Below are 14,766 nucleotides of genomic sequence, written 5' to 3' on the forward strand. Positions count from 1 at the left end.
AATTGATTAAAAACAGAACAGCGCAGAAAAAAATGCCCCGCTTTCGCAGGGCATCATCACGATTACTCAACGGTAACTGATTTCGCCAGGTTACGCGGCTGGTCCACATCGGTGCCTTTGATCAGCGCAACGTGATACGCCAGCAGTTGCAGCGGAACGGTGTAGAAGATCGGTGCAATCACCCCTTCCACATGCGGCATCTCAATGATGTGCATGTTGTCGCTGCTGACAAAACCGGCATCCTGGTCGGCGAAGACGTACAACTGGCCGCCACGGGCGCGGACTTCTTCGATGTTGGATTTCAGTTTTTCCAGCAATTCGTTGTTCGGCGCCACCACGATAACCGGCATATCTGCGTCGATCAGCGCCAGCGGGCCATGTTTCAGCTCACCTGCCGCATACGCTTCTGCGTGAATATAAGAGATCTCTTTCAGCTTCAGCGCGCCTTCCAGCGCGATCGGATACTGATCGCCACGGCCCAGGAACAGGGCATGGTGTTTGTCAGAGAAATCTTCCGCCAGCGCTTCGATACGCTTGTCCTGAGACAGCATCTGTTCAATACGGCTCGGCAGCGCCTGCAAACCGTGAACGATGTCGTGCTCGATAGACGCATCCAGACCTTTCAGACGCGCCAGCTTCGCCACCAGCATCAGCAGAACGGTCAGCTGAGTGGTAAACGCTTTGGTGGAGGCCACGCCGATTTCCGTCCCGGCGTTGGTCATCATCGCCAGATCGGATTCACGCACCAGGGAAGAACCCGGAACGTTACAGATGGCGAGAGAACCCAGATAGCCCAGCTCTTTCGACAGGCGCAAACCGGCCAGGGTATCCGCCGTTTCGCCAGACTGAGACAGGGTGATCATCAGGCTGTTACGACGCACGGCGGATTTGCGGTAGCGGAATTCAGAGGCGATTTCGACGTCGCACGGAATACCGGCCAGCGATTCAAACCAGTAGCGAGAGACCATACCGGAGTTATACGACGTGCCACAGGCGATAATCTGAATATGTTCAACCTGAGACAGCAGTTCGTTCGCTTTTGGCCCCAGCTCGCTTAAATCCACTTCACCGTGGCTGATACGCCCGGTCAGCGTATTTTTAATCGCATTCGGCTGTTCGTAGATCTCTTTCTGCATGTAGTGGCGGTAAATACCTTTATCGCCCGCGTCATATTGCAGACTGGATTCGATATCCTGACGTTTCACTTCCGCGCCGGATTTATCGAAGATGGAGACCGAACGACGGGTCACTTCCGCAATATCGCCTTCTTCCAGGAAGATGAAGCGACGGGTTACCGGCAGCAGCGCCAGCTGGTCGGAAGCGATAAAGTTTTCGCCCATACCCAGACCGATAACCAGCGGGCTGCCAGAGCGCGCCGCCAGCAGCGTATCCGGGTGACGGGTATCCATGATTACCGTGCCGTACGCGCCGCGCAGTTGCGGAATCGCACGCATAACCGCTTCACGCAGCGTCCCGCCCTGTTCCAGCTCCCAGTGCACTAAGTGAGCAATCACTTCGGTGTCGGTCTCAGAAACGAAGGTATAACCACGCGCTTTCAGTTCTTCACGCAGTGGTTCATGGTTTTCGATGATGCCGTTATGCACCACCACAATGTGGTCAGAAACATGCGGATGCGCGTTTGCTTCCGAAGGTTCGCCGTGGGTCGCCCAGCGGGTGTGAGCAATACCGGTGCCGCCAGACAGAGGATGGTCTTCCGCTGCCTGGGCCAGCATCTGTACTTTACCAAGGCGACGCAGACGGGTCATGTGACCTTCCGCATCAACCACAGCCAGACCGGCAGAGTCATAACCACGGTATTCCAGACGACGTAAACCTTCGAGAAGGATTTCAGCTACATCACGTTGCGCGATAGCGCCAACAATTCCACACATAGTATTTAATTCCGATTTTGGCATTAAGCCTGTCGTTGTCGCCGACCTGTATACCCGTATTTTCGGGCGCCCCGAGCCTTGTAGAGAGTGGGGTTATTTTTATAGGTACTGCTTTTGGGCGAGCGATATATCTTTATCGCCTCATCCCTCATCTGCCGGATGGCGCTTACGCTTATCCGGCCTACAGAACGTCATCGAACGTAGGTCGGATAAGGCAAAGCCGCCATCCGGCAAAAAGACTTACTTCTTCTTCACCGGACGCTGCCAGCCCTGCTTATGCACCTGCGGCACGCGGCTTAACACCAGTTCGTTATCCGCGACATTGCGGGTAACGGTTGTGCCGGCGGCGATGGTCGCACCTTTACCCACGGTAACTGGCGCCACCAGCTGAGTATCAGAACCGACAAACACATCATCGCCAATAATCGTTTTGAATTTATTTGCGCCATCGTAGTTGCAGGTAATGGTGCCCGCGCCGATATTCACGTTGTCGCCAATTTCCGCATCACCCAGATAGCTCAGGTGGCCCGCTTTCGAACCTTTCCCCAGACGCGCTTTTTTCATTTCAACGAAGTTGCCGACATGAGCGCCTTCCCGCAGGTCCGCGCCGGGGCGCAGACGGGCAAACGGACCAATAGTACAGGCCGCTTCCAGGTGCGCATCTTCCACCACGCTGTACGGGCTGATGTCACAGTCATCGCCAATTACGCTGTTTTTAATAACGCAACCCGCGCCAATCTTCACGCGGTGACCCAGCGTGACGTTGCCTTCGATGATAACGTTAGTATCAATTTCAACATCGCGCCCGTGGGTGAGAGCGCCGCGCAGGTCAAAACGCGCGGGATCGCGCAGCATCACACCAGCCAGCAGCAGCTTTTCGGCCTGTTCGGACTGATAAACGCGTTCCAGACGAGAGAGTTGCAAACGGTTGTTTACGCCTTCCACTTCGCTTAAACGATCCGGGTGTACAGCAGCGATTTCGCGGCCTTCCTGATACGCCAGCGCAATGATGTCGGTAATGTAATATTCACCCTGAGCATTATTGTTGGTCAGTTTCGCCAGCCAGCGCTTCATGTCCGCACCATTAGCGATCAGGATACCGGTATTGATTTCCTGGATCTGACGCTGTTCGTCGGTGGCATCTTTATGCTCAACGATGCCGGTCACTTTACCGTTCTCACGCGTAATACGACCGTAACCGCTCGGATCGTCCAGCTTCACGGTTAACAAACCAATGCCGCCCTGCGGTTTGGCGTCACGCAGACGCTGTAAGGTTTCCACAGAGATCAGCGGCACATCGCCATAGAGCATTAAAATGTCTTCGTCATCGCTAAAGAACGGCGCCGCCTGCTGCATCGCATGACCCGTTCCCAGTTGCTCTGCCTGCAAAACCCAGTTCAGGTTGTCATTTTTAAGGGTGTTTTTAAGCAGATCGCCGCCGTGGCCATAGACCAGATGCACCTGAGATGCGCCTAATTCATTAGCGGCATCAATGACATGCTGAACCATCGCTTTTCCCGCAAGGGTATGCAGCACTTTAGGAAGATCGGAATACATACGCGTGCCTTTGCCTGCGGCAAGGATCACTACGCTCATAGCACTATTCAACATACGCGTCCTGACTGTAATTTGAGAACGAACTTATACCGTTTCACATTGAAAATACTACATTTTTTTCATCGTGAAATGGGTAGAAGAGAAAACGCTCAACGCGGGGTTTTCACCGCTTGTTAATGGGATATTTTCGTTCATCGCCCTGCCTTTTGTCTTCAGAAAAGTCAGACTTACCTTTCATTAAAGGCTTAGGTTAATGTTTTTGCTATTTTTTTGACCCATGAATAAAGATGAAACAGCACGGAATAACATTCAGGCAAAAAAAAACCAGCCTGATTTCAGACTGGTTTTTATGCTTTCAAGCCGGTGTTACATCGCTTTTTTGGTCAACTCGATAACGCGCAGTTTGGCGATCGCTTTGGCCAGTTCCGCAGATGCCTGAGCGTAATCCACGTCACCATGAGAGCTCTTAATGCGCTCTTCAGCCTTACGTTTCGCTTCCAGAGCTCGCGCTTCGTCGAGATCCTGGCCGCGAATCGCGGTATCAGCCAGTACGGTCACGCTGCCAGGCTGCACTTCAAGAATGCCGCCAGACAGGTAGATAAACTCTTCATGACCGAACTGTTTAACGATGCGGATCATACCAGGCTTAATGGCGGTGAGCAGCGGCGCGTGGCCCGGGTAAATACCCAGTTCACCTTCACTACCCGTTACCTGGATTTTTTCGACCAGACCAGAGAACATTTGTTGCTCTGCGCTGACGACGTCCAGGTGGTAAGTCATTGCCATATCACCCTCCGATTAAGGCGTTAAAGTTTTTTGGCTTTTTCCACGGCTTCGTCGATGGAACCGACCATATAGAACGCCTGCTCCGGCAGGTGATCGTATTCGCCTTCCATGATGCCTTTAAAGCCACGGATGGTGTCTTTCAGGGAGACGTATTTACCCGGAGAACCGGTAAATACTTCTGCCACGAAGAACGGCTGGGACAGGAAGCGCTGGATCTTACGTGCGCGAGCTACCACCAGTTTGTCTTCTTCAGACAGTTCATCCATACCCAGGATGGCGATGATGTCTTTCAGTTCCTGGTAACGTTGCAGGATAGACTGTACGCCACGCGCGGTGTCGTAGTGCTCCTGACCAACAACCAGCGGGTCCAGTTGACGGCTGGTGGAATCCAGCGGGTCAACGGCCGGGTAGATACCCAGAGACGCGATCTGACGGCTCAGTACCACGGTTGCGTCAAGGTGCGCAAAGGTGGTGGCTGGAGACGGGTCAGTCAAGTCATCCGCAGGTACGTATACCGCCTGTACGGAGGTGATAGAACCGGTTTTGGTGGAGGTGATACGTTCCTGCAAAACACCCATCTCTTCCGCCAGGGTCGGCTGGTAACCTACCGCTGAAGGCATACGACCCAGCAGTGCGGATACTTCCGTACCGGCCAGGGTGTAACGGTAGATGTTGTCGACGAACAGCAGAACGTCACGACCTTCGTCACGGAATTTCTCCGCCATGGTCAGGCCGGTCAGCGCAACGCGCAGACGGTTTCCCGGCGGCTCGTTCATCTGGCCGTAAACCAGGGATACTTTGTCGATAACGTTGGAGTCGGTCATTTCGTGGTAGAAGTCGTTACCCTCACGAGTACGTTCACCTACGCCCGCAAACACGGAGTAACCGGAGTGTTCGATCGCGATGTTACGGATCAGCTCCATCATGTTTACGGTTTTACCTACACCCGCACCACCGAACAGACCCACTTTACCGCCCTTCGCGAACGGACACATCAGGTCGATAACTTTGATACCGGTTTCCAGCAGTTCCTGAGAGTTTGACAACTCTTCGTAGGACGGTGCCGCACGGTGGATAGCCCAACGCTCTTCTTCACCGATCTCGCCTTTCATGTCTACTGGTTCGCCCAGTACGTTCATGATACGACCCAGCGTTGCTTTACCTACCGGGACTTCGATCGGGTGCTCAAGGTCTTTCACATCCAGACCACGACGCAGGCCGTCGGAAGAACCCATGGCGATGGTACGTACGATACCGCCACCGAGCTGCTGCTGAACTTCCAGCACCAGATGTTCATTACCATTCTGCACCTCAAGGGCGTCGTACACGCGCGGTACGGCATCCTGAGGGAACTCGACGTCAACTACGGCGCCGATTACCTGGACAATTTTTCCAGTAGCCATCTTGAATCCTCTACGAATTAACCTGGTTATACCGCGGATGCACCACCGACGATTTCGGTGAGTTCCTGAGTAATGCTGGCCTGACGAGCTTTGTTGTATACCAACTGCAGCTCTTTAATCAGGCTGCCGCCATTGTCGGTCGCGGCTTTCATCGCCACCATACGTGCGGCCTGCTCGCTGGCCAGGTTTTCTACCACGCCCTGATAAACCTGAGATTCCACATAGCGACGCAGGAGGGTATCCAGCAGCGCTTTCGGATCGGGTTCGTACAGGTAATCCCAGGTTTTACGTTTCAGTTCATCATCTTCTGAAGCCGGTAACGGCAGCAGCTGAGTGATAGTCGGAACCTGAGACATGGTGTTAATAAATTTGTTGCTGACAATGTAAAGCTTGTCCAGACGGCCTTCATCATAGGCCTGCAACATCACTTTTACCGGGCCGATCAGTTCGGACAGGGATGGGTTATCCCCCATACCCGTCACCTGGGCGACAACATTGCCACCTACGGAACTAAAGAAAGACACGCCTTTAGAGCCGATCATTGCGAGGTCGCACTGAACGCCTTTATCGGACCATGCTTTCATATCCGCCAGCAGTTTCTTGAACAGGTTAATGTTCAAGCCACCGCACAGACCACGGTCGGTCGACACCACCAGGTAGCCCACGCGCTTAACGTCGCGTTCTTCCAGATAGGGGTGCTTATATTCCAGATTACCGTTCGCAAGGTGACCAATCACTTTGCGCATGGTATCTGCATAAGGACGGCTGGCCGCCATGCGATCCTGCGATTTACGCATTTTGGAAGCGGCGACCATCTCCATCGCTTTAGTGATCTTTTGCGTGTTCTGGACGCTTGCGATCTTACTACGTATCTCTTTTGCGCCGGCCATGAGCTTCTCCTCAATGCCTTGCGGCCTGCCTTAAGGCAGGCCACCAGACGTTACCAGGACTGGGTTGCTTTGAAGGAATCGAGGATGCCTTTCAGCTTGCCTTCGATTTCGTCGTTATAGCCACCGGACTGGTTGATCTCTTGCATCAACGGAGCGTGATCACGGTCGACGTAAGCCAGCAGAGCGGCTTCGAAGCTACCGATTTTCGCCAGTTCTACATCCGCCAGATAACCACGTTCTGCCGCGAACAGAACCAGAGACTGCTGCGCAACGGACATCGGCGCATACTGTTTCTGTTTCAGCAGTTCAGTCACTTTCTGACCGTGGTCAAGCTGTTTACGGGTTGCATCGTCAAGGTCAGATGCAAACTGGGAGAACGCCGCCAGTTCACGATACTGTGCCAGCGCGGTACGGATACCACCGGACAGTTTCTTCATGATCTTGGTCTGCGCTGCACCACCAACACGGGATACGGAGATACCCGGGTTAACCGCAGGACGAATACCAGAGTTAAACAGGTTGGTTTCCAGGAAGATCTGACCATCGGTAATAGAAATTACGTTGGTCGGAACGAACGCAGAAACGTCACCCGCCTGGGTTTCGATAATCGGCAGCGCAGTCAGAGAACCGGTTTTCCCTTTCACTTCACCTTTCGTGAAGGCTTCAACGTATTCAACGTTAACACGCGCAGCACGCTCCAGCAGACGAGAGTGGAGGTAGAATACGTCGCCCGGGAATGCTTCACGTCCTGGCGGACGACGGAGCAGCAGGGAGATCTGACGATAAGCAACAGCCTGTTTGGACAGGTCATCGTAGATGATCAGCGCATCTTCGCCGCGGTCGCGGAAGTATTCGCCCATTGCGCAACCGGCATACGGCGCCAGGTATTGCAGTGCGGCAGATTCAGATGCGGTAGCAACCACAACAATGGTATTTTGCAGCGCGCCGTGTTCTTCCAGCTTACGAACCACGTTAGAGATGGTGGACGCTTTCTGGCCGATAGCCACGTAGACGCACTTGATGCCGGAATCACGCTGGTTGATGATGGCGTCGATTGCCAGAGCGGTTTTACCGGTCTGACGGTCACCGATGATCAATTCACGCTGGCCACGACCGATTGGGATCATGGAGTCAACGGCTTTATAACCCGTCTGAACAGGTTGATCAACGGACTGACGTTCGATTACGCCCGGCGCGATAGCTTCAACAGCAGAGAAGCCATCGTGCTCAACCGGACCTTTACCGTCGATTGGCGCGCCCAGGGTGTTAACCACACGGCCCAGCAGGCCACGGCCAACCGGAACTTCCAGGATACGGCCAGTACATTTAACCTTCATGCCTTCGGCAAGGTCAGCGTACGGACCCATCACAACCGCACCTACAGAGTCGCGCTCCAGGTTCAGTGCGATAGCGTAACGGTTACCCGGCAGGGAGATCATTTCACCCTGCATACAATCGGCCAGGCCGTGAATGCGGATAACACCGTCACTTACAGAAACAATAGTACCTTCGTTGTGAGCTTCACTCACAACATTGAACTGAGCAATGCGCTGCTTGATCAGTTCGCTGATTTCGGTGGAATTCAGTTGCATGCTCCAGTCCCCTTAAGACTGCAAGACGTCTGCAAGGCGTTCAAGACGGCCGCGTACGCTGCCATCAATGACCATATCACCCGCTCGGATGATAACGCCTGCCATTACAGACTTATCGATTTTGCAATTCAGCTTAACTTTGCGTGACAGACGTTTTTCCATCGCAGCGCTAATTTTCGCAAGCTGTTCTTCACTCAATGCGGTGGCGGAAGTTACCTCAACTTCAGAGGTGGACTCACTCGCGGCGCGCAGGTGAATAAACTGCTCCAGAACATCCGGGAGCGCGTTCAGACGATTATTTTCAGCCATCACCCGAATCAGGTTCTGACCGTTTTCGTCCAGTTGCTCACCGCAGACTGCGATAAACGACTCAGCGAGCGTTTCCGGCGCCAGCGCGCCAGAGAGAAGCTCTGCCATTTGTTCGTTCTTGGTTACCTCGGCGGCAAACGCCAGCATGTCCTGCCAGCGCTCTACACTTTGGTGTTCGACGGCAAAGTCAAAAGCTGCTTTGGCGTAGGGGCGAGCTACCGTAACAAATTCAGACATCAGCCCCTCCCTCCTTACAGTTCAGCGACAAGTTTGTCCACGATGTCGCTGTTAGCAGCTTCATCCACGGAACGTTCGATGATCTTCTCGGCGCCAGCAACAGCCAGGATAGCAACTTGCTTACGCAGCTCTTCACGGGCACGTTTACGCTCGGCGTCAATTTCCGCCTGCGCCTGGGCCACGATTTTAGTACGTTCCTGCTCTGCTTCAGTTTTGGCTTCATCCAGGATCTGAGCGCGACGTTTGTTCGCCTGCTCAATGATTACCTGAGCTTCCGCCTTCGCTTTTTTCAGCTGGTCGGTCGCGCTGGCCTTTGCAAGGTCAAGGTCCTTATGTGCTCGTTCTGCGGAAGCAAGACCGTCAGCAATTTCTTTTTGACGTTTTTCGATGGCAGCCATTAACGGCGGCCATACGTACTTCATGCAGAACAGAACGAACAGGACAAACGCGATGGCCTGGCCGAGGATTGTTGCGTTAAGATTCACAGCACAATGCCTCTATCTAGTTAACGTTCTGATATTGCTCTTAATTCAAGCAACGCTTACTACGCGACAGCGAACATCACGTACAGACCCAGACCTACAGCGATCATCGGGATAGCATCCACCAGACCCATAACGATAAAGAACTGAGTACGCAGCAGAGGAATCAGATCAGGTTGACGCGCTGCGCCTTCCAGGAATTTCCCCCCGAGGATGCCGATACCGATCGCAGCACCGATTGCCGCCAGACCCATCATCACAGCGGCAGCCATGTACAGCAGATCCATATTCAGGTTTTCCATGACAGTCTCCAGTTTGTTTCAGTTAAAACGTAGTAGTGTTGGTAAAATTAATGCTCTTCAGACGCCATCGACAGATAGACAATCGTCAGAACCATGAAGATGAAGGCTTGCAGCGTAATGATCAGGATGTGGAAAATGGCCCACGGCACATTCAGAATCCACTGTGACCACCACGGCAACAGACCAGCAATCAGAATGAAAATCAGCTCACCGGCATACATGTTGCCGAACAGTCGCAGACCGAGTGATACCGGTTTGGACAGCAGACTTACCCCTTCAAGGATTAAGTTGACAGGGATGAACGCCCAGTGATTGAACGGCTGTAGCGTCAACTCTTTCGTGAAGCCGCCGATGCCTTTCATTTTGATGCTGTAGAACAGAATGAGGATAAATACGCCCAGCGCCATCGACAGGGTGATGTTCACGTCAGCGGACGGAACGACACGCAGTGCCGGCAGACCGAAGATATGCTCGCCGATATACGGCAGCAGATCGATAGGCAGTAAGTCCATCAGGTTCATCAGGAATACCCAGACGAAGATCGTCAGGGCCAGCGGCGCAATCAGCTTGCTTTTGCCATGGTACATGTCTTTCACGCTACCATGCACAAAGCCGATGACCAGCTCAATCGCGGTCTGAAATTTACCTGGTACGCCGCTGGTCGCCTTTTTGGCTACGCTGCGGAACATAAGCAGGAACAACAGACCCAGCACCACCGAGAAGAACATGGAGTCAATATTGAGCGTCCAGAAGGTGGCTGGGGGGTTATGCGGATCCACCAGCGAGAATGTACGCAGGTCCAACTGAAGGTTGTTCAGATGGTGTCCTATGTAATCCTGCGGCGTCATATTTTCTGAAGCCATGATGCCTTTTACCCTTTGTTGTTAATTACAGCCGGCGCCAGTATCTGAACCACCAGCACCAAAACCCACGTAACGATCAGCGGCAAAAATACCGCCTTAAAAACCGCCAACGCCACCACCAGTAGAACCAGCATCGCTAACACCTTGAAGGCTTCGCCGAAGGCGAATGACCAAGCCACGCGGCCTTTCGCAGGTGTATGCGCCTGGTGACGCCAGGCAAATATCATAAACAACATGTTAGGCAGCAACACTGCCAGGCCTCCGCATAAGGCGGAAGCGCCCCAGAAGGGGTCTTTGAGGCTAAACAGCAATCCACTTGCTATTACCGCCAGAAGCTGAATGAACAGAAGCTTACGAGCAACGTTTCGACTCAAGAGCGACACAGACATCACGTTTTTACTCCTGCTCCCTTCGAGGTATGCCGCGTGTCGTATAAAACGTTCTTTAAGGCTTAGAGTCAAGCATCAAAAAGCGGTCAAATTATACGGTGCGCCCTCGTGATTTCAAACAATAAGTAGCTAAAAGGTGAATAAATGTTTAAATATTTTTCCCTGGTGCACATTTATCACTTTTCATCAAACTGTGAACGATCATGCAAAACTGCAAATGGCGCGTAAATACTGGTGATAAAGCGTGCTTCGGATCACATATTGAGCATATTCGCCCCGGCAGTATTTATTTACTTGGCAAATGATGCCTTTTCATCTTTCTGATATTTAAGCCTAAAATCACTCACTATTTAAAAAACACCCGGTTACAAGCTAAAAACCATTCATTGACATTTATAATAAAAATTCAACATACCTGAGTGATTCTTAGGTTCAATTTTTAGCAACCTGATATTTTCAATGTTGATTAATTCATTTTTTAATAAAAAGAGCTACGTTGTAGCAATGATACAAAACGGTGAACTCATGGTTAACAGTAACAAGGTATAACTATTCGTTACCTCGCGATTGTTAACACGCGAGCGCCCGTTTTTTTTCTATTTTTTTTGATAAAAATTAAATTTTGTTTGGCTTAATGACCACCAAATGACGTTCGCCTTCCAGCTGCGGGACACGCAGTTTAACCACGGACTCGACGCTGAACGCCGCAGGCAGTGAGGCGATTTCCTCTTCCGGCAACTGACCCTTTAACGCATAAAAGCGGCCATTTTCCCCCGGCAGGTGGCGACACCAGCTCAACATGTCATCGAGAGAGGCGAATGCACGGCTGATCACGCCATCAAACGGCGGCTCAGAAGGGAACTCTTCAACGCGGCTCTGCACTGGCGTAATATTTTCCAGCTTGAGTTCGTGCTGAACCTGGCGCAGAAAGCGTACCCGCTTGCCCAGGCTATCCAGCAGCGTGAAATGCGATTCAGGACGGACAATGGAGAGCGGGATCCCCGGCAGCCCCGGTCCCGTACCGACGTCAATAAAACGCTCCCCTTGCAGGTGCGGCGCCACAACGATGCTGTCCAGAATATGGCGTACCAACATCTCGTTAGGATCCCGCACTGACGTCAGGTTGTAGGCTTTGTTCCATTTGTGCAGCATATCGACATACGCAATCAGCTGATTTTTCTGGTGATCGGTAAGCGAAATGCCTGCTTCATCCAGCAGACGGGAGAGTTTGTTAAGCACGGTCGTTACCTGTTAATAATCAAATGCCCGATGCGCTTTCGCTTATCGGGCCTACAAATTTGTAGGGCGGGCAAGCGAAGCGCCCCCGCCAAATTAGTGTTATCAAGCGCTGCGACGCAGCATTCCCTGTTTCTTCAGCCACACCAGCAAAATTGAAATCGCCGCAGGCGTAACGCCGGAAATGCGCGACGCCTGACCGATAGAGACCGGTTTGTGATCGTTCAGCTTGGCGATAACTTCATTTGACAGACCAGAAACCTGGCGATAATCCAGCGTTGCAGGCAGCAATGTGTTCTCGTTACGCAGCTGTTTTTCGATCTCATCCTGCTGACGGGCGATATAGCCTTCGTATTTTACCTGAATCTCAACCTGCTCAGCGGCCTGCGCATCATCAAGACCCGGAGTGAACGGCGTCAGCGAAGTCAGTTGCGCGTAGGTCATTTCCGGGCGACGCAGCAGGTCTTCACCGCTGGCTTCACGCGACAGCGGCGCAGTCAGGTGAGCGTTCACTTCGCCGGCCGATTCCGCCGACGGCGTTACCCAGGTGGATTTCAGACGCTGGCGTTCGCGTTCGATATTCTCCAGCTTCTCGTTGAAGCGCGCCCAGCGCTCATCATCCACCAGACCCAGCTCGCGGCCCATTTCGGTCAGACGCAGGTCGGCGTTATCTTCACGCAACATCAGGCGGTATTCCGCGCGGGAGGTAAACATGCGGTACGGTTCTTTGGTGCCCAGCGTGCAAAGATCGTCCACCAGCACGCCGAGGTAAGCCTGAGAACGCGCAGGCGCCCAGCCTTCTTTGTCCGCAGACAGACGGGCGGCGTTCAGACCGGCGAGCAAACCTTGCGCGGCCGCTTCTTCGTAACCTGTCGTCCCGTTGATTTGCCCGGCGAAGAACAATCCCTGGATAAATTTGCTCTCCAGCGTTGGTTTCAGGTCGCGCGGATCGAAGAAATCGTACTCAATGGCATAACCAGGACGCACGATTTTCGCGTTTTCCATCCCCTGCATTGAGCGGACGATCTGCATCTGCACATCGAACGGCAGGCTGGTGGAGATACCGTTCGGGTAAATTTCGTTAGAGGTCAGTCCTTCCGGTTCAAGGAAGATCTGATGCTGGTTGCGATCGGCAAAGCGCATGACTTTATCTTCGATCGACGGGCAGTAACGCGGGCCGATCCCTTCGATCACACCGGCATACATCGGACTGCGATCGAGGTTGTTGCGGATCACATCATGGGTTTTTTCGTTGGTATGCGTGATGTAGCACGGCACCTGCTGCGGATGCTGGGACGCGTTGCCCATGAAAGAGAACACAGGCATCGGGTTATCGCCGTGCTGCTGCGCCAGTACGCTAAAATCAATGGTGCGCGCATCAATACGCGGCGGCGTACCGGTTTTCAGACGGCTGACGCGCAGCGGAAGTTCACGCAGGCGACGAGACAGTGGAATGGATGGCGGATCGCCTGCACGGCCGCCGCTGTAGTTATCCAGACCAATATGAATTTTGCCGTCAAGGAAAGTCCCGACGGTGAGAACCACCGCTTTAGCCCGGAATTTCAGGCCCATCTGGGTAACTGCGCCCACGACGCGATCGTTTTCAACAATCAGATCTTCAACCGCCTGCTGGAAGATCATCAGGTTCGGCTGATTCTCCAGCGCAGTACGCACCGCCTGGCGATATAGCACGCGATCCGCCTGTGCGCGAGTCGCACGAACGGCCGGACCTTTGCTTGCGTTTAGTATCCTAAACTGGATACCCGCCTGGTCGATCGCTTTCGCCATCAGCCCGCCGAGCGCATCCACTTCTTTTACCAGGTGTCCCTTCCCAATACCGCCAATGGCCGGGTTGCAGCTCATTTGCCCCAGCGTGTCGATATTGTGTGTCAAAAGCAGGGTCTGTTGCCCCATACGCGCTGCGGCCATTGCGGCCTCAGTGCCTGCATGACCCCCGCCAATGATGATGACGTCAAAAGGATCCGGATAAAACATGGTAATTGCCTCGCATACGGCGGTGTGAAAGTGGATTGAAGCCCGGGTCGTGGATTCTACTCAACTTTAGCCGCTGGAGAAAGTCCCGGGATCCTGGGTATTAAAAAGAAGATCTTTTTATTTAGAGATCTGTTTTATTGTGATCTCTTATTAGGATCGCGATTGTCTGTGGATAACCAGGATCCGCTGAATAAGATCAACAAGTTGTTGAGGATCATTAGCTGTGAATGATCGGTGATCCTGGCCCGTATAAGCTGGGATCAGAATGAAGGGTTATGCACAACTCAAAAACTGAACACCGGTTGTTCTTTGGATAACTACTGGTTGATCCAAGCTTCTTACCAGAGTTATCCACACTCGATCGCACGATCTTTACACTATTTTGAGTAAATTAATCCAGCATCCCAGCCAAACCTCTGCCGGATCTTCAGGAATATCGTGTTCAAGGATGTTGATCTTGAGGGTTTCCCCGATCGGTTTTGCGCCTGATGTCTTGAGCGCGGCCTCTATTTTATCGATGGCGCCGCAGAATGTGTCATATTCACGACTTCCGATGCCGATGGCGCCGAAACGAACCTGAGAAAGATCGGGGTTCTGCGACTGAAGCGCTTCATAGAAAGGAGCAAGGTTATCCGGGATATCGCCCGCGCCATGCGTGGAGCTGATAACCAGCCAGGTTCCTGACGCTGACAGATCCTCTAATAGCGGACCGTGCAAGGTTTCGGTTGAAAAACCTGCATCTTCCAGCTTTTCAGCCAGATGTTCTGCAACATATTCGGCACCGCCAAGGGTGCTGCCGCTGATAAGAGTAATGTCTGCCATACGAGCCCATC

At 52.8% G+C, this 14,766-nt stretch carries 14 protein-coding genes; all 14 read right to left on the minus strand.

Annotated elements, in window-relative coordinates:
* Window positions 1–62 precede the first annotated feature (62 nt).
* Window positions 63–1,892 carry a glutamine--fructose-6-phosphate transaminase (isomerizing) gene (gene glmS, locus OGX93_RS22145; protein WP_286448769.1) on the minus strand — a complete coding sequence of 610 codons (1,830 nt, stop codon included), beginning with the start codon at window positions 1,890–1,892 and terminating at the stop codon, window positions 63–65.
* 240 nt (window positions 1,893–2,132) lie between these two features.
* Complete coding sequence (gene glmU, locus OGX93_RS22150; protein ID WP_286448770.1) at window positions 2,133–3,503, minus strand: bifunctional UDP-N-acetylglucosamine diphosphorylase/glucosamine-1-phosphate N-acetyltransferase GlmU; 1,371 nt, start codon at window positions 3,501–3,503, stop codon at window positions 2,133–2,135.
* A gap of 312 nt (window positions 3,504–3,815) precedes the next feature.
* Window positions 3,816–4,235 (minus strand): F0F1 ATP synthase subunit epsilon, encoded by a 420-nt coding sequence (locus OGX93_RS22155; RefSeq protein WP_012000828.1) that lies wholly within the window; start codon window positions 4,233–4,235, stop codon window positions 3,816–3,818.
* Between the two features lie 20 nt (window positions 4,236–4,255).
* The gene (gene atpD, locus OGX93_RS22160; protein ID WP_012000829.1) at window positions 4,256–5,638 is read right to left on the minus strand and encodes a F0F1 ATP synthase subunit beta; all 1,383 of its coding nucleotides are present in this window, start codon (window positions 5,636–5,638) and stop codon (window positions 4,256–4,258) included.
* Window positions 5,639–5,664: 26 nt separating this feature from the next.
* Window positions 5,665–6,528 (minus strand): F0F1 ATP synthase subunit gamma, encoded by an 864-nt coding sequence (gene atpG / locus OGX93_RS22165; protein ID WP_047460091.1) that lies wholly within the window; start codon window positions 6,526–6,528, stop codon window positions 5,665–5,667.
* A gap of 50 nt (window positions 6,529–6,578) precedes the next feature.
* Window positions 6,579–8,120, minus strand: coding sequence for a F0F1 ATP synthase subunit alpha (atpA, locus tag OGX93_RS22170; RefSeq protein ID WP_012000831.1), 1,542 nt, complete (start codon window positions 8,118–8,120; stop codon window positions 6,579–6,581).
* 12 nt (window positions 8,121–8,132) lie between these two features.
* Window positions 8,133–8,666: a F0F1 ATP synthase subunit delta gene (atpH, locus tag OGX93_RS22175; protein ID WP_012000833.1), complete on the minus strand. Its 534-nt coding sequence runs from the start codon at window positions 8,664–8,666 to the stop codon at window positions 8,133–8,135.
* 14 nt (window positions 8,667–8,680) lie between these two features.
* A complete protein-coding gene (gene atpF / locus OGX93_RS22180) occupies window positions 8,681–9,151 on the minus strand; it encodes a F0F1 ATP synthase subunit B (RefSeq protein ID WP_003827022.1) in 471 nt (156 codons plus the stop codon).
* Between the two features lie 59 nt (window positions 9,152–9,210).
* Window positions 9,211–9,450 carry a F0F1 ATP synthase subunit C gene (gene atpE / locus OGX93_RS22185; protein ID WP_000429386.1) on the minus strand — a complete coding sequence of 80 codons (240 nt, stop codon included), beginning with the start codon at window positions 9,448–9,450 and terminating at the stop codon, window positions 9,211–9,213.
* A gap of 47 nt (window positions 9,451–9,497) precedes the next feature.
* Entirely contained in the window at window positions 9,498–10,313 is an 816-nt protein-coding gene (gene atpB, locus OGX93_RS22190; protein WP_047460083.1) for a F0F1 ATP synthase subunit A, read from the minus strand.
* A gap of 8 nt (window positions 10,314–10,321) precedes the next feature.
* Window positions 10,322–10,702, minus strand: coding sequence for a F0F1 ATP synthase subunit I (atpI, locus tag OGX93_RS22195; RefSeq protein WP_012131096.1), 381 nt, complete (start codon window positions 10,700–10,702; stop codon window positions 10,322–10,324).
* 615 nt (window positions 10,703–11,317) lie between these two features.
* On the minus strand, window positions 11,318–11,941 hold the full coding sequence (gene rsmG, locus OGX93_RS22200; RefSeq protein WP_047460080.1) for a 16S rRNA (guanine(527)-N(7))-methyltransferase RsmG: 624 nt from the start codon (window positions 11,939–11,941) through the stop codon (window positions 11,318–11,320).
* 102 nt (window positions 11,942–12,043) lie between these two features.
* A complete protein-coding gene (gene mnmG, locus OGX93_RS22205; RefSeq protein WP_071259081.1) occupies window positions 12,044–13,933 on the minus strand; it encodes a tRNA uridine-5-carboxymethylaminomethyl(34) synthesis enzyme MnmG in 1,890 nt (629 codons plus the stop codon).
* Between the two features lie 372 nt (window positions 13,934–14,305).
* On the minus strand, window positions 14,306–14,755 hold the full coding sequence (gene mioC, locus OGX93_RS22210; protein WP_286448771.1) for an FMN-binding protein MioC: 450 nt from the start codon (window positions 14,753–14,755) through the stop codon (window positions 14,306–14,308).
* Window positions 14,756–14,766: the final 11 nt, after the last annotated feature.

Origin of the sequence: Citrobacter sp. CK195 (assembly GCF_030333365.1) — a bacterium.
Taxonomy (GTDB): Bacteria; Pseudomonadota; Gammaproteobacteria; order Enterobacterales; family Enterobacteriaceae; genus Citrobacter_B; species Citrobacter_B koseri.